The sequence below is a fragment of the Enterovibrio norvegicus DSM 15893 genome, from assembly GCF_900115495.1.
Classification (GTDB): domain Bacteria; phylum Pseudomonadota; class Gammaproteobacteria; order Enterobacterales; family Vibrionaceae; genus Enterovibrio; species Enterovibrio norvegicus.
The window spans coordinates 14,855-33,255 of record NZ_FOWR01000031.1 but is presented as its reverse complement, the minus strand read 5'-3'; the positions used below and the strand labels follow the sequence as shown (position 1 = coordinate 33,255).

At 47.9% G+C, this 18,401-nt stretch carries 17 protein-coding genes; 11 read left to right on the top strand and 6 right to left on the bottom strand.

Annotated elements, in window-relative coordinates:
• Positions 1–13: 13 nt before the first annotated feature.
• Both paaX and paaK read right to left on the bottom strand, forming a co-directional pair.
• On the bottom strand, positions 14–943 hold the full coding sequence (paaX, locus tag BM082_RS17895; RefSeq protein ID WP_074928020.1) for a phenylacetic acid degradation operon negative regulatory protein PaaX: 930 nt from the start codon (positions 941–943) through the stop codon (positions 14–16).
• A 124-nt stretch (positions 944–1,067) separates the two neighbouring features.
• Positions 1,068–2,354 carry a phenylacetate--CoA ligase PaaK gene (gene paaK / locus BM082_RS17890; RefSeq protein WP_017017516.1) on the bottom strand — a complete coding sequence of 429 codons (1,287 nt, stop codon included), beginning with the start codon at positions 2,352–2,354 and terminating at the stop codon, positions 1,068–1,070.
• A gap of 244 nt (positions 2,355–2,598) precedes the next feature.
• On the opposite strand from paaK, the gene paaZ reads away from it, so the two are divergent.
• The 10 genes from paaZ to BM082_RS17840 are packed head-to-tail and all read left to right on the top strand — an operon-like array spanning position 2,599 to position 12,960.
• Complete coding sequence (gene paaZ / locus BM082_RS17885; protein WP_074928018.1) at positions 2,599–4,653, top strand: phenylacetic acid degradation bifunctional protein PaaZ; 2,055 nt, start codon at positions 2,599–2,601, stop codon at positions 4,651–4,653.
• Positions 4,650–5,450: a 2-(1,2-epoxy-1,2-dihydrophenyl)acetyl-CoA isomerase PaaG gene (gene paaG / locus BM082_RS17880; protein ID WP_017016755.1), complete on the top strand. Its 801-nt coding sequence runs from the start codon at positions 4,650–4,652 to the stop codon at positions 5,448–5,450. The genes paaZ and paaG overlap by 4 nt, the downstream gene beginning before the upstream one ends.
• Before the next feature lie 2 nt (positions 5,451–5,452).
• Entirely contained in the window at positions 5,453–5,890 is a 438-nt protein-coding gene (paaI, locus tag BM082_RS17875) for a hydroxyphenylacetyl-CoA thioesterase PaaI (protein ID WP_017010646.1), read from the top strand.
• 3 nt (positions 5,891–5,893) lie between these two features.
• Positions 5,894–7,096, top strand: a complete 1,203-nt coding sequence (gene pcaF / locus BM082_RS17870; RefSeq protein ID WP_017013044.1) for a 3-oxoadipyl-CoA thiolase — start codon at positions 5,894–5,896, stop codon at positions 7,094–7,096.
• 46 nt (positions 7,097–7,142) lie between these two features.
• On the top strand, positions 7,143–8,111 hold the full coding sequence (paaA, locus tag BM082_RS17865) for a 1,2-phenylacetyl-CoA epoxidase subunit PaaA (RefSeq protein WP_074928016.1): 969 nt from the start codon (positions 7,143–7,145) through the stop codon (positions 8,109–8,111).
• Between the two features lie 11 nt (positions 8,112–8,122).
• Complete coding sequence (gene paaB / locus BM082_RS17860) at positions 8,123–8,410, top strand: 1,2-phenylacetyl-CoA epoxidase subunit PaaB (protein WP_074928013.1); 288 nt, start codon at positions 8,123–8,125, stop codon at positions 8,408–8,410.
• A 9-nt stretch (positions 8,411–8,419) separates the two neighbouring features.
• Complete coding sequence (gene paaC / locus BM082_RS17855; RefSeq protein WP_074928011.1) at positions 8,420–9,181, top strand: 1,2-phenylacetyl-CoA epoxidase subunit PaaC; 762 nt, start codon at positions 8,420–8,422, stop codon at positions 9,179–9,181.
• A gap of 3 nt (positions 9,182–9,184) precedes the next feature.
• A complete protein-coding gene (gene paaD / locus BM082_RS17850) occupies positions 9,185–9,724 on the top strand; it encodes a 1,2-phenylacetyl-CoA epoxidase subunit PaaD (RefSeq protein WP_074928009.1) in 540 nt (179 codons plus the stop codon).
• A 15-nt stretch (positions 9,725–9,739) separates the two neighbouring features.
• Positions 9,740–10,837, top strand: coding sequence for a 1,2-phenylacetyl-CoA epoxidase subunit PaaE (paaE, locus tag BM082_RS17845; RefSeq protein ID WP_017013041.1), 1,098 nt, complete (start codon positions 9,740–9,742; stop codon positions 10,835–10,837).
• Between the two features lie 38 nt (positions 10,838–10,875).
• Entirely contained in the window at positions 10,876–12,960 is a 2,085-nt protein-coding gene (locus BM082_RS17840) for a 3-hydroxyacyl-CoA dehydrogenase NAD-binding domain-containing protein (protein WP_017013040.1), read from the top strand.
• Between the two features lie 176 nt (positions 12,961–13,136).
• Here BM082_RS17840 and BM082_RS17835 read toward each other — a convergent pair whose 3' ends face one another.
• The 4 genes from BM082_RS17835 to BM082_RS17820 form a co-directional block, all read right to left on the bottom strand.
• Positions 13,137–14,465 carry an outer membrane beta-barrel protein gene (locus BM082_RS17835; protein WP_229491601.1) on the bottom strand — a complete coding sequence of 443 codons (1,329 nt, stop codon included), beginning with the start codon at positions 14,463–14,465 and terminating at the stop codon, positions 13,137–13,139.
• 234 nt (positions 14,466–14,699) lie between these two features.
• Entirely contained in the window at positions 14,700–15,719 is a 1,020-nt protein-coding gene (locus tag BM082_RS17830) for a phenylacetaldoxime dehydratase family protein (RefSeq protein ID WP_017010655.1), read from the bottom strand.
• Positions 15,720–15,759: 40 nt separating this feature from the next.
• Complete coding sequence (locus BM082_RS17825; protein ID WP_017010656.1) at positions 15,760–15,996, bottom strand: hypothetical protein; 237 nt, start codon at positions 15,994–15,996, stop codon at positions 15,760–15,762.
• 25 nt (positions 15,997–16,021) lie between these two features.
• Positions 16,022–17,086, bottom strand: a complete 1,065-nt coding sequence (locus BM082_RS17820) for a carbon-nitrogen hydrolase family protein (RefSeq protein WP_017016759.1) — start codon at positions 17,084–17,086, stop codon at positions 16,022–16,024.
• Positions 17,087–17,327: 241 nt separating this feature from the next.
• On the opposite strand from BM082_RS17820, the gene BM082_RS17815 reads away from it, so the two are divergent.
• The gene (locus BM082_RS17815) at positions 17,328–18,302 is read left to right on the top strand and encodes an AraC-like ligand-binding domain-containing protein (RefSeq protein WP_074928007.1); all 975 of its coding nucleotides are present in this window, start codon (positions 17,328–17,330) and stop codon (positions 18,300–18,302) included.
• Positions 18,303–18,401 lie beyond the last annotated feature (99 nt).

Sequence of the window (18,401 nt, the reverse complement as noted above, 5' to 3'; positions counted from 1 at the left end):
CTCCTTTGTCATATCAACGCAGTGTGATGCCTCCAAAACGCTCACAAAACTGCTTGTCAGCTTTCGGTAGCGCACCATCGGCTGCACGGGCGACTGCATCAACGTGTTGTTCTGCTGAATACACCACCAAATTATAAATATTGTGCGTTAGTGTTCGTGCTGCTTTTCCAGGCCAATGACTTGGCAATAACTCTTCCGGCAAGGGGGGATATTTCAACAACGCACGGCGATAGATATGGATCAATAAGGTTCGAACTTGAAACGCTTGAGCAGGCTCAATACCGTTACCATTTTCTAACATAGCGAGCACAGGCCTAAACTGACTCAATAGCGTTTGGAAACGCTCTTCCACCTCGTCAAGCAACCAAAGTCTGGCCACCAGCGATTTTAGATTCCCTTCATTCGCATCCATTAAGTCACAGGACTCGGCCTCAAACACAAGCGCTTTGTCACCTAATGCGTATCTATTCAGCAAGTGGCGGGTCATCACTTTGTCGGCGCGAGGATAAAGCATCACTGAAGTAGACAAAATTGCATAGCCTGCACTTTCGAGGTGCTTACGTGCTTCCATCAGTTCGCTACCACTTACATTGGGTAGAGAGATCATTTGCCATTTGCGATTCCACTCTGCATCGTGCGCACTATAAATACGCTCTTCCGCCTCGGTAAATCGTTCCATCGCCTCTTCGGTTACGTGATAAAAGCTGTAACGCCCGCTTCGCTCAGCGACTAACCATCCATCTTTCACTAAGCGAAACACCGAGGTTCTGACAAAGCGATCAGACACATTAAACACGCTCAGTAGCTCAATCAGGCTTGAAAGACTGATCGACCCTCCCCGGCGCGCCAAAATATCACCGAAAACGGTCATGATAAGAGAAGTGCCGCTCACCGAATCTGCAGCGAGGATGTCGGAAAGCAATTTTCCTAATTTTTGGTCCATGTATTAAGAGCCTTGTTAAATCATGTCAATCTATGACCATGAATTCATGCTACACAAAAATAACAAGACCGCAAAAAAATGAACCAAATTGTTAGGCAAGATCGCGTTACTTCTCTATTTTGACTTATCGCTTGTCAATCACACGCTGCGCTTTGCCTTCTGAACGTGGCAATGCCCCTGCAGGTACAACATCAATTTTTGAAGAAATACCGATAAAGGTTTTGATTTTTCCGGACAATTCCCCTGCAATCGCCGAAAGCTGTTCACTGTGTACTTCTGGCTGCTGCTCAACACGCACGATCACACAATCCATATTCCCTTGCTTGAATAGCTCGATCTGATAGTGCGGCGAGAGACCTCGTACATGACAAATTTGCTCTTCAATTTGGGTGGGGAAAACGTTAACCCCACGAATAATCAACATGTCATCACTACGCCCAGTAATCTTCCCCATACGACGCATGGTTCTGGCTGTGCCTGGCAAGAGTCGGGTTAAATCACGAGTGCGGTAGCGAATGATGGGCATCGCTTCTTTGGTCAGGCTGGTGAAAACCAATTCCCCTTCCTCACCATCAGGCAAGACTTCACCCGTCAGAGGATCAATGATTTCTGGATAGAAATGGTCTTCCCACAATGTCGGCCCATCTTTGGATTCCACACATTCCTGCGCGACCCCAGGGCCAATCACTTCTGACAAACCATAGATATCAACGGCATCCATTGATAGACGACGTTGCATTTCCTCACGCATCGCTTCGGTCCAAGGCTCTGCGCCGAATATACCCACACGCAGAGCGAGCTTCTCTGGGTCTAAACCTTGCCTTGCCATTTCATCCGCGAGATTAAGCATGTAAGAGGGGGTAACCATGATGATATCGGGATTAAAATCACGAATGAGCTGTACTTGTTTCTCTGTTTGACCACCACTCATGGGGATCACTGTACACCCCAGCCTTTCAGCGCCGTAGTGGGCACCTAGCCCACCAGTAAAGAGCCCATATCCGTAGGAAACATGCACTTTGTCTTTTGGTCGTCCACCCGCAGCATAAATCGATCGTGCCACCACATCAGCCCACACATTAATGTCGTTTTGCGTGTATCCCACCACGGTAGGTTTACCCGTCGTACCACTCGAGGCGTGTACACGAACAATGTCTTCCATGGGTGTACAAAACATACCAAACGGATAATTGTCCCGAAGGTCAGCTTTCGTCGTCATTGGAAACTTACTGAGATCTGACAATGTTTTCAGGTCATCAGGGTGAACACCGTGCGCCTTGAACTTCTCACGATAGACCGGCGAGTTTTCGTAGACATGATTCAGGGTGTGTTTAAGACGTGATAGCTGAAGTCCGCGTAACTCATCAATGCTGGCATTTTCAATCGCGTGCATCCCTACCTTACTGCTCATCTTGCTCTCTCCTTTCAAGGCTTTACTTACGGCTCCATCGCTTTTCAAGGGTGACCTATTAAAGCGTAGTCGCCAATTCGATTATTTATTCATGTTACACATTATTGATCATTTACATTTATTGTGTATCATAAAATTTAACCAATCATAAACACATTTATCAAATATCGACAACAAACGAGTCACTCCCACAAGGAAGATTCAAGGTCGATTCGGAACGCGAATACGTAGAAGGACACGTGACATGAAAGCGAAAAGTTATGTTTACGGCGCATGGCATCAGGGAGACGCGGAAGGTGTTTCTGTCGCGAATGCCATCACAGGAGAACCCATTTGTTCCGTCAGTTCCGACGGTATCGATTTCGAGCAAGTTGTGCGGTTCGGCAAAGAGGTAGGTGGTCCGGCACTTCGCGCAATGACCATTCACGAGCGGGCTGAAATGCTCAAAGCATTGGGCTTAAAACTTCTCGACAATAAAAAGCGGTTTTACGACATCTCTCAATGGACTGGCGCGACGAAAGCGGACAGTTGGGTCGATATTGAAGGCGGTTTAGGCACCATGCTGAGTTATTCCAGCATTGCCCGAAGAGAGCTAGGAAACGAGCCTTTTATTGTTGAAGACGCGGCTCAACCGCTTTCTGCTGACGGTTCATTTGTTGGCCGGCACATTCTCACGTCAAAGCCTGGTGTTTCCGTTCACATCAATGCCTTCAATTTTCCTTGCTGGGGCATGTTGGAAAAAATCGCCCCAAGCCTCATTGCAGGTGTACCTGTCATTGTAAAACCCGCCACACAGTCTGCGTATCTTACGCAGGCGATGGTTGAAGATATGGTAGAAAGCGGCTTATTGCCAAAAGGGGCGATTCAATTGATCTGTGGCAGTGTGGGAGATCTGTTAGATCACTTACGGGAACAGGACTGTGTCACGTTTACCGGTTCAGCATCCACGGGCCAAATGCTCAAGGTACACCCCAATATTGTGGCCAATAGTATTCCTTTCAACATGGAAGCGGATTCCCTGAATTGCAGTATTTTGGGTGAAAGCGTTAAGGAAGAAGACCCGGAATTCGGCCTTTTCATCAAAGAAATCACGCGCGAGATGACGATTAAAGCAGGTCAGAAATGCACCGCGATTCGTCGGGCGCTTGTGCCTCGTTCAATGATTAATGCCGTGAATGACGCCTTAAAAACCCGCCTATCCGGCGTTGCTATCGGCGATCCGTCCGTTGAAGGCGTAAAAATGGGGCCGCTTATCGGCAAAGGTCAACGTGAAGACGTGGCATCACAAGTCAGTAAGCTTTGTGAACAAGCCGATGTGCTTCTCGGGGGCAACGATGCACCAATGACAATTATCGGTGATCACTGCTCTGCCGACGCGTTCTACCCGCCCACCGTATTACTGTCGAAAAACCCTTCCGAAGATGGCTATGTACATAGCGTTGAAGCCTTTGGGCCTGTATGTACCTTACTCCCTTATGACAGTGTTTCCCAAGCCATTGAAATTGCAGCCTTAGGTCGAGGCAGCCTCGTTGGCTCTGTCATCACTCACAATGCGACTGAGGCGGCGGAATTAGTGCTCAACGCAGCACCTTATCATGGCCGAATATTGGTGCTTAACCGTGACAATGCCAAGGCGTCTACCGGCCATGGTTCGCCACTTGCACCACTCGTTCACGGCGGCCCCGGCCGAGCCGGTGGTGGTGAAGAATTAGGGGGCGTTCGCGCCATAAAACACTATATGCAGCGCACGGCATTGCAAGGTTCGCCAAGTATGTTGACGGCAATGACACGCGAATACACCGCTGGTGCAGATAAAATCCGCTCACCCATCCATCCGTTTCGAAAATACTTCGATGAACTGCAAATTAGCGAGAGTCTCACAACCCACAGACGCACAGTCACCGAAGCTGACATTGTGAACTTTGGGTGCCTGTCTGGCGATCACTTCTACGCACACTTTGATGATATAGCCGCTAAAGATTCGTTGTTCGGTCAACGTGTGGCACACGGTTACTTCGTGCTCTCTGCGGCGGCGGGCTTGTTCGTTGATCCTGCACCGGGGCCTGTACTCGCGAACTATGGTCTCGAAAACTTACGTTTCATTGCGCCCGTTGCCATCGGTGACACGATTCAAGCCGACATCACCGTGAAGCAGAAAATTAAGAAAACACGTCGACCGGACGAAGCGCGTGCAACTGGCGTCGTTGTCTGGGATGTGCTGGTGCGTAACCAAAATGACGAAACCGTAGCGGTCTACGACATCATGACATTGGTTGAGCGCAAGGAGGCATCTCAATGAGCTTTCAGGATTTTCACACCGTTATTTTCAGTGTCGACAAAGGCGTCGCGACGCTAACGCTAAACCGCCCGGAATCACTCAATAGCTTTAATGCCCAAATGCATGACGAAGTGAAAACGGCCATTCGAGAAGTCAGAGAAAACAAAGACATTCGCTGCCTATTGATTACTGGCAATGGTCGCGGTTTCTGCGCAGGGCAAGACCTTAATGATCGCGCCGTCAACGATGCCAGTCGCCCTGTGGATTTGGGGGATTCGGTCGAACGTAATTACAACCCATTGATCCGCGCCATCAGCACCTTAAACGTACCCGTAATTTGCGCCGTTAACGGTGTTGCCGCTGGTGCGGGAGCCAACATAGCAATGGCTTGCGACATTGTTTTTGCGGGTTACTCAGCAAGCTTTATTCAGTCTTTCGCCAGGATAGGGCTGATCCCAGATTCTGGCGGCACATGGAGCCTTACCCGTGCACTCGGCCTGCCGAGAGCAAAAGCGTTGGCATTATTGGGCGAAAAACTCACCGCAGAACAAGCTGAGCAATGGGGAATGATCTGGCGTTGCGTCGATGATGATCAGCTGATGCAAGAAGCCTCAGCAGTGGCTGAGAATTTGGCGTCACAACCCACGTTGGCGCTCGCCAATATAAAACGATTACTCAATGGGTCGTTCGCGAACACACTCGACCACCAGCTTGAGTTGGAAAAAGAAACCATGCGACATCTTGGCTACTCTCAGGATTACGCCGAGGGCGTGGCGGCATTTCTCGAAAAGCGCGCGCCTGAGTTCAAGGGAGAATAAACATGAACGCCAACAAACTCGCTCAAGTATGTGCCAACGAAATGTTCACTCATGACACGGTGTCACGCGAGATGGGCATGAGCATCGAACATATGTCGTACCGTGAAAGCGACGTTTCTATGCGAGTCACGGCCAACATGTTGAATGGCCATAAAACATGCCACGGTGGGATGATTTTTAGCTTGGCAGATTCCGCATTTGCCTTTGCCTGCAATTCAGAAAATGAAGCGGCAGTGGCGTCAGCATGCTCCATTGATTTTCTTCGTCCAGCCCGAGAAAACGATGTGCTAACAGCACACGCTGCTGCGATGCATCAAGGGCGTCGGACAGGTGTTTACATCGTCAACATCGTTAACCAAAAGCAAGAACTCGTTGCCATTTTCAAAGGCACATCCGCCCGCTTGAACCAAGCTGTACTCCCAACAGAATCGAAGGAGTGATTCATGAAGCATGCATATATTTGCGATGGTATTCGTACTGCATTTGGCCGTTATGGCGGCACCCTCTCAACCGTCAGAGCGGATGATCTTGGTGCCTACCCTATTCGCGCACTGATGGAACGGCATCCCCATTTAGACTGGTCGTGCATTGATGAAGTTTTCTATGGTTGCGCCAATCAAGCTGGAGAAGACAACCGCAATGTCGGCCGTATGAGCGCATTACTCGCAGGTTTGCCTGAATCAGTGCCAGCCACAACGATCAATCGACTGTGCGGTTCAGGGATGGATGCCATCGGCACGGCAGCCAGAGCCATTGATTGCGGTGAATTGGAACTCGCCATTGCGGGTGGGGTTGAATCAATGTCACGTGCACCATTTGTGGTGGGAAAAGCGCCTGCTGCTTTTTCTCGACAAGCAGAGATGTACGACACCACCATTGGTTGGCGTTTTATTAACGACAAAATGAAGCAGCAATATGGCGTAGATTCAATGCCTGAAACCGCCGAAAACGTCGCAGAAGATTTCAACGTCAGCCGCGCCGATCAAGACGCCTTTGCATTGCGCAGCCAACAACGCGCAGCGAAAGCGCAACAATCCGGCGTGTTCGATGCTGAAATCACCCCTGTGATGATCCCACGCCGTAAACAAGAGCCCCTTTGTTTTGGCAAAGATGAACATCTGCGCGCAACAACGGCAGATGCTTTAGCCCAGCTCCCTACCCCTTTTCGCGAATCTGGCAGTGTCACCGCTGGCAATGCATCTGGCGTTAACGACGGTTCCGTCGCGCTGCTTCTCGCCTCAGAAAATGCCATTAAACAGCATGGGCTAACGCCACGTGCGCGAATTCTCGCCATGGCCACCGCTGGCGTTCCACCACGCATCATGGGTTTTGGCCCTTCTCCAGCAGCGAAGAAAGCGCTCAAGCGCGCAGGGTTAACACTCGAAGAAATGGACACCATTGAACTCAATGAAGCCTTTGCAGCACAAGCATTGGCCGTTACCCGTGACCTCGGGCTACCGGATGATTCTGAAAAGGTGAATCCAAATGGTGGCGCGATTGCATTAGGTCACCCGCTCGGTGCCAGCGGTGCTCGCCTCGTGCTCACCGCACTAAACCAACTTGAACGCACTCAAGGTCGTTATGCCCTTTGCACCATGTGCATTGGTGTCGGCCAAGGTATCGCGCTGGTCATTGAACGCGTTTGATTTTTCTGCACCTGACACGTGAAAAGAAACAACGGGAGCAAAAACAATGAAAGAACAACATCAAGAAGCCCAAGAACAACGCCTGCTGGAAGCCTTCCAGAAGAAGATTGACCGTGAAGAGAAAATAGAACCAAAAGATTGGATGCCTGATGCTTATCGTCAAAACCTGATCCGTCAAATCTCTCAACACGCACATTCGGAGATCATTGGCGAACAACCAGAAGGAAACTGGATCACCCGAGCACCTTCACTGCGTCGTAAAGCCGTCCTTTTGGCGAAAGTGCAAGATGAAGCAGGTCATGGCCTTTACCTGTATAGCTCAACAGAAACGCTCGGAATTAGCCGCGCGGAGATGATCGAAGCATTGCAAACGGGCAAAGCCAAGTATGCATCCATCTTTAATTACCCCACGCAAACCTGGGGTGACATTGGTGCAATTGGCTGGTTGGTAGACGGCGCTGCTATCTGCAACCAAGTGTCTCTGCAACGCACCTCTTATGGTCCTTATGCCCGCGCCATGATCCGCATTTGCAAAGAAGAAAGCTTCCACCAGCGTCAGGGCTATCAAATCATGTTGTCGTTGGCTAAAGGCAGCGATGAACAACGACAAATGGCCCAAGACTCACTGAATCGCTTTTACTGGCCATCGTTGATGATGTTTGGCCCACATGACGCTGAATCTGCGCATTCTGCACGCTCAATGCAATGGAAAATCAAGCGCGAAACCAACGACAGTCTGCGACAAAAATTCATAGACCAAACCGTTCAACAAATCGCCTTTTTAGGGCTTGAACATCCGGATAGCGCAATTGAATGGAACGAGGAGCGCGGTCATTACGACAGCGGCGATATTGATTGGGAAGAGTTTTACAACGTTATCAACGGCAACGGGCACTGTAATCGCCAGCGTATTCAACACCATGTCAATGCACATGAAGAAGGTGCATGGGTGCGAGATGCTCAGAATGCGCATGCGGAGAAAGTCAAACAACGTCAACAAAACGCAGTTGCTTAAGGAGAAGCACGATGACATTGGAAAACCTAGAACTGTTCGAAGTCTTTGTGCGCAGCAAACGCGGACTCGACCACAAACATGTTGGCAGTCTTCACGCAGAGGATGCCGAGCACGCGCTTCAATACGCGCGAGATTGTTACACACGCCGAAGTGAAGGCGTAAGCATTTGGGTTGTGCGCTCAGCGGATATCTCAGCCTCGCAAGAAGATGACAACGAGGCCTTCTTCGACCCATCAGACGATAAGCCTTATCGCCACGCCACCTACTACCCGCTTCCAAAAGAAGCCGGCAACATGTAAGGAGGAAAAATGATGGAACAGCAAAAAGAACTTCTACGATATGTGTTGAGCTTGGGGGATGACGCATTAACCCTTGGGCACCGACTTTCAGAATGGGCAAGCCATGGCCCTTTTCTTGAAGAAGACATTGCCTTGGGCAACGTGGCTCTTGATTACCTTGGCCGCGCTCGGATGTTTTATGGCTATGCCTCAGAACTGACAAACGGCGAGAAAAGTGAAGATGACTTCGCGTTTCTTCGCGACGAGCGACAATACACCAATCACTTAATCAACGAGCTGCCACGTGGCGATTTCGCGTTCACGATGGCAAGGCAGCTTATTGTGGACATCTATCAATCTTTGGTTCTTGTTCAGCTTGTCGATTCACGTATCCCGATGCTTTCTGCCATCGCACAAAAATCCATTAAAGAAACGCGTTATCACTTGATGCGCAGCCAGGATTGGGTTGTAAAGCTGGGTGACGGCACAGAAGAAAGCCACCAGCGTATGCAGGACGCGTTTAACGATATTTGGGGATATATTCCCGAATTGTTTGAGCCCGATGATGGCGAAAAACAACTGATCAACGCAGAGATTGCCGTTAATACGCCCAATTTAAAAAACCTGTTCCATTCAAAACTGGCGCACGTTTTGGAGCAGGCAACACTGACGGTTCCCGCTGACGAATGGGCGGTTCGTGGAGGCCGAGCGGGTTATCACACTGAGCATTTGAGCCACCTACTTTGTGTCATGCAAAGTGTTCATCGCGCCTACCCTGGCTGTGAGTGGTGACCCATGAATACCATTCCATTAACACCCCGTGCGCGTTTCGAGCGAACTAAAAACCGATTTCATTCCAACCAGTCTGATGTTTGGCGCATTTTAGACGGCGTGACTGACCCTGAGATCCCCGTGGTATCAATTTGGGATATCGGGATCCTTCGCGATGTAACAGAAAATCAAGGGAGGATACTCATCACGATTACGCCTACCTACTCTGGTTGCCCCGCCGTAGAGACAATAAAAGAAGACATTTATGCCGCGATGCATGCTGCCGGATACACAGAGGTTTCGGTAAACGTCACCCTGTTCCCCCCATGGTCAACAGATGACATGTCAGAATCCGGTCAACGGAAACTCAGAGAGTACGGCATTGCCCCGCCAAGTGACGCGCCAAGTGGCTGTTTAAGAATGACGCCCAAGAAGGGAGTGCGTTGTCCACATTGCGGATCGGCGAAAACAAGCAGGATCAGCGAATTTGGATCCACGGCCTGCAAGGCCTTGTTTCGTTGCGAAAGCTGCCAAGAGCCCTTCGATTTCTTTAAATGTTTGTAGTAAAGGGAATTGATCATGAGTGACACCCAATTCTATTCAATCAAAATAAAAAGAACGCAACAGCAAACGGATGCCGCATTGTGCGTCACGTTCGATATTCCTGATGCGTTAAAAGACACCTTTCGTTTTATTCAAGGACAGTTTGTAACATTGCGCGCCACGATCGATGGCGAAGAAGTAAGACGTGCCTATTCAATTTGCTCAGGCGCCAATGAAGGCGTTTTGCAAGTGGCGATCAAACGTGTCGAAGGAGGTGCTTTTTCAAATTTTGCCAATGACACGTTTAAAGCTGGGCAAAGCGTTGATGTGATGCCCCCACAAGGCAGCTTTTACACGACGCTTGATCCATCCCATCAGCATCATTACATGTGTATTGCTGTGGGCAGCGGTATTACCCCTATTCTCTCCATTATCAAAACGGTGTTGTCACAAGAGCCAGACAGTCGCATCACCCTGATTTACGGGAATCGCCAGAGTAATACCATGATGTTCGCTGACACTCTCAGCTATCTAAAAAATCACTACATGATGAGATTTAGTTGGATAAACATCATGAGTCAGGAGGATCAGGGATCTGAACTGCTGTCAGGTTACATCGATGTGGCAAAAGGCGCTGCATTACAAAAGCACCGACTTATCAACATCAACAGCACTGACCATGCATTTATCTGTGGGCCTGAATCCATGATGTCGGAAGTCTCTCGAGGGTTCCGAATTGAAGGGCTTTCAGAGGACCAAATTCACTATGAGCTCTTCTCGAGTTCTTCCGAAGATGCTCAACTTGCCCTGCAAAAAGCAAAACAGCGTGTTGCCAATTATGGCGAAGAAAAGATGAGCAAAGTCACCGTCACGGCTGATGGTCGCTCTTTGACATTTAAATTGGCCACAGTCGGGGAAAATATTCTTGATGCAGGCATCGACAATGGCATGTCTCTCCCTTACTCCTGCAAAGGAGGGGTGTGTTCAACCTGTAAAGCTAAATTGGTGAAAGGTAAGGTCGACATGGATATCAGCCACGGTTTAGAACAGCATGAAATTGATGCTGGCTACATCCTGACATGTCAGGCCCATCCCATATCAGACGATGTCACTGTCGATTTCGACCAGCGTTAAAACGCGACATGGAATGTATCACCAAGTAAGGAAACGCTATGTCTCTCTCTAACACTGTCACGTTAACTCAACAAGACAACATTGGCTTCATTGAAGTCTACAATGCTCCCGTCAATGCCCTTTCTCAATCTGTCAGAGCCGGTATTCTCGCCGGTATTGAATGGGCAAATAGCCGAGCGGATATTGATGCCATCGTCATAGGTTGCAAAGGAAGTACCTTTATTGCTGGTGCAGATATCAAAGAATTTGGTCAACCACCCATAGCCCCAAGCTTACCCACGGTGTTAAGCGCCATCAGAAACAGCAAAAAGCCTGTTACAGCAGCACTTCACGGCACTGTACTTGGCGGAGGCTTTGAATTAGCGCTCTCTTGCCATTATCGCATCGCGATGATTGGCACCAACGTCGGGCTGCCTGAAGTTAAGCTCGGCCTCATTCCCGGCGCAGGAGGTACACAGCTTTTACCTCGCTATATCGGACTAGAGAACGCGCTTTCCATGATCACATCCGGCAACATGGCATCAACAGATACGATGCCTGATCTTGTGGACATGCAAATAGACGAGGGCACTTCTGGGTTGAAAAACGCAGAAAAGCCTGAACATGCCCCAATAGTGAACCGGGCAGCGATTAGCTTTGCAGCAGGAACCGCAAGCGACCCCTTTCTCCCCCCCCAACATCGACGTGTTCCCCCTTCAATCAAGGATGTTTCGTTCGATGAATGGCGCAGTAAACTCGCAAAGAAAGCCAAAGGACAATTTGCCCCTCAACGTGCAATTGACGCCATAGAGGCCGCTACTCTGCGTCCTTTTGATGAAGCAATAAAACTGGAAAGACGCTTTTTTCTGGCCTGTCGAGACTCGGAACAGTCTGCTTCTATGCGCTACGCTTTCTTCGCAGAAAAACAATCGGCAGCGGCCTACAAACCCTCAACAATATCCTCGAACATTTCATCTATTTCGGTGATCGGTGCAGGAACGATGGGAATCGGCATTGCAATTGCATTTATAGATGCAGGCTTCAATGTCACTCTGGTGGATACGACAGAAGAACAATGCTCACTCGGGTTGAAAAAAATCCGAGAACACTATGAAAAAATGCATGAAAAAGGGCGAATTTCCATCGCCGAAAAGCAACAGGCTCTATCATTGATGTCCAGTACCTATGACTATGGGAAGCTCGCTGATATCGATCTTGTGGTAGAAGCGGCATTCGAAAAAATGTCAGTCAAAAAAATGATTTTTTCCTCGCTCGATGCTGTTTGCAAACCGTCCACAATTTTCGCAACAAATACGTCGTATCTCGATATTAATGATATCGCCAGTTCGACTACCCGACCTGAGTTGGTGATTGGCATGCACTTCTTTAGCCCCGCAAACATCATGAAACTTGTTGAGGTGGTGAAAGCGAAATCGACATCTGAAGATGCCGTGAATGCTGTAATGAATATCGCCAAGCAGTTAAGAAAAGTGCCCGTTTGTGTCGGTGTTGGATTCGGCTTCGTCGGCAATCGTATGTATGCAGCCTATGGCCGAGAAGCCAATATGTTACTTTTGGAAGGAGCAAGCCCAGAACAAATTGATTCCGCTATGGAAGCGTGGGGAATGGCGATGGGTCCACTGACTGTGAATGACATGTCTGGCATCGATATCGCTTACAAAGCACGTCGAGAATACCCCCCAATCTACAATGACCCTGCCTATTTTCGTGCCGCAGATGTGATGGTTGAACATGGAAGGCTCGGCCGTAAAACTGGGGCTGGTTTTTATCGATACGAGAACGGGAAACGCTTGGCTGATCCAACGACTCTGACATTGGTTGCTGCAGAAGCGCAAAAATTGGGTATTGAGGCTCGTCAAATCTCGGATGAAGACATTCAAAAGAGGCTTGTCCTTGCATTGGTGAATGAAGGCGCTAACTTATTGGAGAAAGGCATTGCGAGAAATGTCGAGGATATCGACGCCATCTGGTTAAATGGCTACGGATTTCCAAGATTTCGTGGCGGCCCTATGTATTATGCAAAATCTGTGGGAACCAAACTGATCATTGAAAATATATCTTACTTCCATCTGTCCGAAAACAAACCCTGGTGGGAACCCTCCGCTTATTTAAATAAAATGTAGACCATACGGCATAGCTCTAAAAAATAATACCGCAATCCACTTACGGTATTATTTTTTAGAGCTATTTGCTGTTTGCTGTTTGCTGTTTGCTAGAAAAAAAAGACCTTAACTGACGTTAAGGTCAAACATACTCACTATCAAAGTATGGCTAATAAAAGCAGAGGTTAATCATCTAACTAGAAATAAGTGACAGCATTAAGTAATGCGATAAATTGATCGTCTGATTTACCACCAGCAAACAGTCCTGCTCCTTGTCCCTTGTAAGTGTCATAACGTAGTTCAGGGCTGATTTTGATGTACTGATTCGCACTCCAACTTAAATTTGCTGTCAGTGAATAGACATCTCCGCCCGTTGCACCAACCGAACTCCACAGCACGTTTGCCGCGTTTTCGTCATCAAACCATTCGGCACGCACACCCATATGAAGGTTATCATCCAGCTTATATCTCGCCGCAACATTTAACCCCATCCACCCACTGTCTTCAGTGATGAACACAGGTGCAGCAGATACATCACCCGCTTCCTGAAAACCATAAATAAACTCAGCCGCCAATTGAAGATCTGGGTTAAGAGCATGCGTTAACGTTGTTGATGAATGAAAACGATTGAGCGTGTCTCCTGTTGAGCTCACCGCAATGTAAGGAGAGCCCCCTTTCGCCGCGCCAAACGCATCGCCTTCTCCATCACCATAGATAAATTCAACATCCAACCAAGTAGCTAAATCCGGGCTACGCCAGCGAGCAGCACCAATCAACGTAGGCCGTTTTTCATCCCAGTTATTCCAACCCGCCACCAAACCAGCATCAAAACTCAACAATCCAAAATCTTCAGAGGTTGGCACTTTGATACTCGCCAATGCCCCGACATGCTTTGAAGGCCCATGCTGTGCGGCATAAGTGAGAGTGGAAAACCAATTAGGTGGAGTAAACGGAGCACCGATTTCATTGCCGATAAAAGTGAAGAAGCTACCTAGCATCAATGTCATGCCATCAAATGCGGGGATATAAGCATCAATATAAAATTGCGGAACGGCAAATTTGTTCTCGTCGTCTTGGTCAAATGTGTAATCGTCAATACCGGCAACGCGAAAGAACTGAATGTCTTGCCCGTACATGGCGGTGACATTAAAGCCCACCTGCACTTCACCAAGCGGTCCAGGAAATGGACCTACGCGACTCAATACATTTTGTGCAGGGGCAAACGAACTAGTAGGCAGACAACCCATGCCTTTGCAAAGCATTAAGCCAATTTGATCAAGACCAATACCGTCTTCTTGGTTTAGAAATGCTCCATTGCTAATATTCCCATCATCCGTCTTATCGGATGCATAGAGTGCGGTGACACCAGCCCAACCAGCAACCGTGATGTCATATTTATCCAATTCATTGTTTGTTGCTGCGCGAAATAACGAACCACCCGCAGGCTCAGCGTTTGCCATTCCTATTGCAGGAACCATTAATGCAAAAGAGACTGAAAGACCTAATATATTCCTTTTTAGTTTCATACTACTTTCCTTTATGTATTTATTCGCTTACTTTACAAAGATCATGCAGTTACACCCCAGACATCAAACATCCTAGGTGACATTTCAATCCGACAGATATAACAAAGCTCCCATCAAGGAATGGAAAAAGAAAATCTACTCTTTATTTTCAAATATCAAGAATGGGCATTATTAAGAAAATGAGCAATCCTCAATATTAAGGAGAATTGCTATATATATTTATTCCCACATCAACTAAGCAGATAATAACCCGGCTAACAGGCCAGTACCTTTTGTACAATTTATATATTCACCAAACTGGTTACCCGCGGGAAGTACCGACACTTCATGCCAAAGTTGAAGCTGAAGTTCAGGGCCATATTTAGGGGCGATTTCAAGAAAGGTATTAAAAATGGCAAGGTGTGTTGGATGGCTTTCAGCCCATGCTTCCAAATCCGCCATGGTTCGGAAAAATGCGAGGCCAAACGTGCACTCTTTTTTGCCTTTATAGGGCGAGAATTGTGTCATATAGCGACAGCTATAGCAGTTAACTTCCTCCCCTTCATCGCGCAAAAAATTCATGCCCGCTTTCAGTACTGGTTCGATTTGATTAAGGTACTCTTCCCTTTGCTCTCCCTTCGTCAGTGTCCAATCTTGACCCGAACGAATGATGCAGAGGTTTTCGTGAGCCCCCACTACAATGCGGTTTCCGTTTTGTTCAATCACATCCAAACACTGATGAGTATCGAACGCATCATCTGCTGAAAGTGGGATCCGATCACGCATTCCTCCCCAATATCCATGGTGTTCGATCGGTCCTTCAATGTCTTTGCGAATTTGGCTCATACCATGGTTATGAATTGGGCCAGAAAAGAGTGTTTCCAAGCGTTCTAAAGGAATGTTAAACACTTCTCTGAAAATACCGAAGCCCCACTTTTCATCTGAATACAGCTCCCAAAATAAAGCGAATGCATCGCTATCTAACCAGTCAGCACAGGCTTTGCCATCGGCCCAATAAATCGTCGCTAACGTTTGGTACAATCCGTCTTTGTCTTCGCACGTCGCAAAGTCACAAACATCTGCCTTTGTTGAAAGGTTGTTCAAGGCTTCGATAAAATCACTGATATCTGCATCATCTTTGTGCTGACAACCGATGATACACATACTGACTTGCTGAACGTCCTCAGAAAAAACAGAACCCCATGCAGGCACAGGTGGCACCCAATTCGGCGGCATTTTGAGGGCGAGCTTTCTTTCATTCGTAGTTAAGTCCATAGTCATTACTCCTTGTTTCTATGGTGTTGAGCTACCTCATTTATCGATGATTAGTCGATAGCTTCGGCTTGCCAAAGGCACTCGTTTCTGACAAACCACCAGGTCGGTTGGAACCAAACAGCAATGTCAATCCATCTGGCGTCATCACGGCCCACCCTTCGTGGTATGCCGAGTTTATCGTCGCCCCGACGTTTTCCACTTCCCAGTCTTTGATTTGCTCTGCAGCACTTCCAAAACTAACGACAAATAAAATGCCGCAAAATCGCTTCCAGTTCATATTGCTTTCCTTTTAAAAACACAACTCACCAAGGACGCAGCTTTTTAAACAACGTTTGACCTTCACTTCTCTCTTTTTTTTCGTTGTCGCTCCCTTGGTCTGGATCGACTTGCATGATGGCTTCTTGCGCACTTAAATCGCTTGATTCCACCACGGCATGCTGTTTATCGCGGTTAATGAGAAGGCGAGTTGCATCTTTTTTCGCGTAGTGACCCGCAGGATCAGCAACGGCCTTTGAATAAGGGATCATGCTGAGATCAATGTCTGCAAAAACTAAACCTTCTTCTTTCTCCCCGATTTCACTTCCAATCGATTGGCCATCTGGTGCATAGATTTTGGTGAATCCTCCCCCCACTTGGCACATGGCTTCTTTTTCCGGATCGCCCTGACACAACATGTCTTGTTGTGCGGTGCTCACCGTCGCGCAAGGGGCAATGACGTAACATCCTCCTTCTACGGCGTATATCATGCTTGCTGCATTGTTCACGACATCGCCCAAGGCATAAGCCATGCCGCGGTATAACGAGAAATTCGGCCATACACCACAGTGGATCTGCTCATTCTGTGCATACATGGCATATTTGGAGAGCGGTTGAAGGTGCTCCCAACATGAAAGCTGCCCCACGCGACCAATCGAGGTTTCTTTTACCACTAAGTCGCTACCGTCACCTTCACCAAATACCGTCCTTTCCACGTGAGTTGGCTTGAGTTTACGTCGACGGTTGATGATTTCTCCATCTTCTCCGTAATGCCATTGAGCGATGTAAAGGCTGCCTCCATCTCGCTCACTGATACCAATAGACACTTGGATGTTGTTGCGCTTTGCCGCTTCCGCGAGTGTTTTGTCTTGATCGCTACCGACTTCAATACTGTTTTCGAAATAACGACCAACAAACTGCATCTGCCAAGCAACAGGACCAAGCCAGATATGGTTCGGATAACCCGGTAACCACGTTTCAGGAAATACCACTAACTTGCAGCCGTTAGATGCGGCCTCTTCAATAAATGCCACCGCTCTCGTGACTCCTTCATCAAGATTCAAAAACGATGGTGCTGCCTGTACCGCAGCCACTTTGAATACTTCTGACATAACGCACTCTCCTTTTTCGCGTTGTTTGAACAATGGTTCTTGCCACTGTGCTTATGCTTCTAAATCACAGGCATCTGACGTGACACTTAAAACACTAAAAGGAGAATGAACGACGTGCTTGCACCTGAGAGCGGCCTTATTTGTCGTAAAGGGCAGTGAACAGAATGACTCAAATGTGAAACACCATGAATACTTAAATCGGTGTTAGATAGTAGAAGAGCGATTGAAAGAGAGAAGATGGATGAGCAGTACTTTCAAGCAGTGTACGTATGACACAGCCCCTTGTCATAGAAGTGAAAAATTTGCTTTTTGGCGTGAATCGGTGTGCGATGCCTATGTACATTTAGGGTGTGAAACCCTATCTCAAAAGGATTTTTGGGGAAGAATTGAGCTTTCTCGGCATGATTTAGTCGACATTTCCTTCGTCTCAGGATCCAAACACAAAGTGTTGAGACGCACTCAGGATATTGGTCGTAGCTATGACTCAGATTTTCTTGTCAGCATTCAATTAAACAAACGTTCTGTTATTGAACAACATGGAAGAAGTGCGCCGCTTTCCCCATTTGACTTCGCCCTCTACAGCAGCACAGACCCCTACTCGATTGACTTAGAAGAAGATTTTAAGCAGTTAGTGATTAAGCTGCCCAAAAAAGCATTGTTAAGTCGTCTTCCCGACGCAAATATGCTGACAGCCATTCCCGTCGTGGGCGCATCTGAATTGGGGGGCTTGGTCGCCAATACCGCATTGGGTATTTCTTCTCTCATCAACACTCAGGCCTCTGATTGCAAAGTACTGCTACAAGAAACCCTGATTGATTTGATCGCCACATCGCTCGCCCCCTTGAGAGGATCCAGAGTCGAATTGTCTCAGCCAGAGCAACAACTGCTTATTAGGGCGAAGTCATACATTCTTGCTCATTTACAAGATGCCCAACTCAATCGTGAAAGTATTTCCTCCAACCTTGGGTTGTCTGTCCGCCGCCTAAGCGAAGTGTTTGCAAAGAATGGGGAAACGATATGCAGCTTTGTAAAAGAGAGTCGAATGCAGAGAATTGCTAGCGATCTAACGGACGAGCGTTTCGCCCGTGCTGGTGTTAGCGAAATTGCTCTTAAATGGGGAATGAATAACTTGCAGCATTTCTCACGCAGTTTCCGAGACCAATTTGGTTGTACACCGAGAGATTACAGAAAGGACGCCACACTCTTTAAGCACTAAATTGCAATCAGTTCTATGCCGACTCTCCGTCTGCTGCATGACTTAGACAAATCCCAGATACGAAAAAGCCCGCTCGCTCTTTATTGTCAGAGCTGGCGG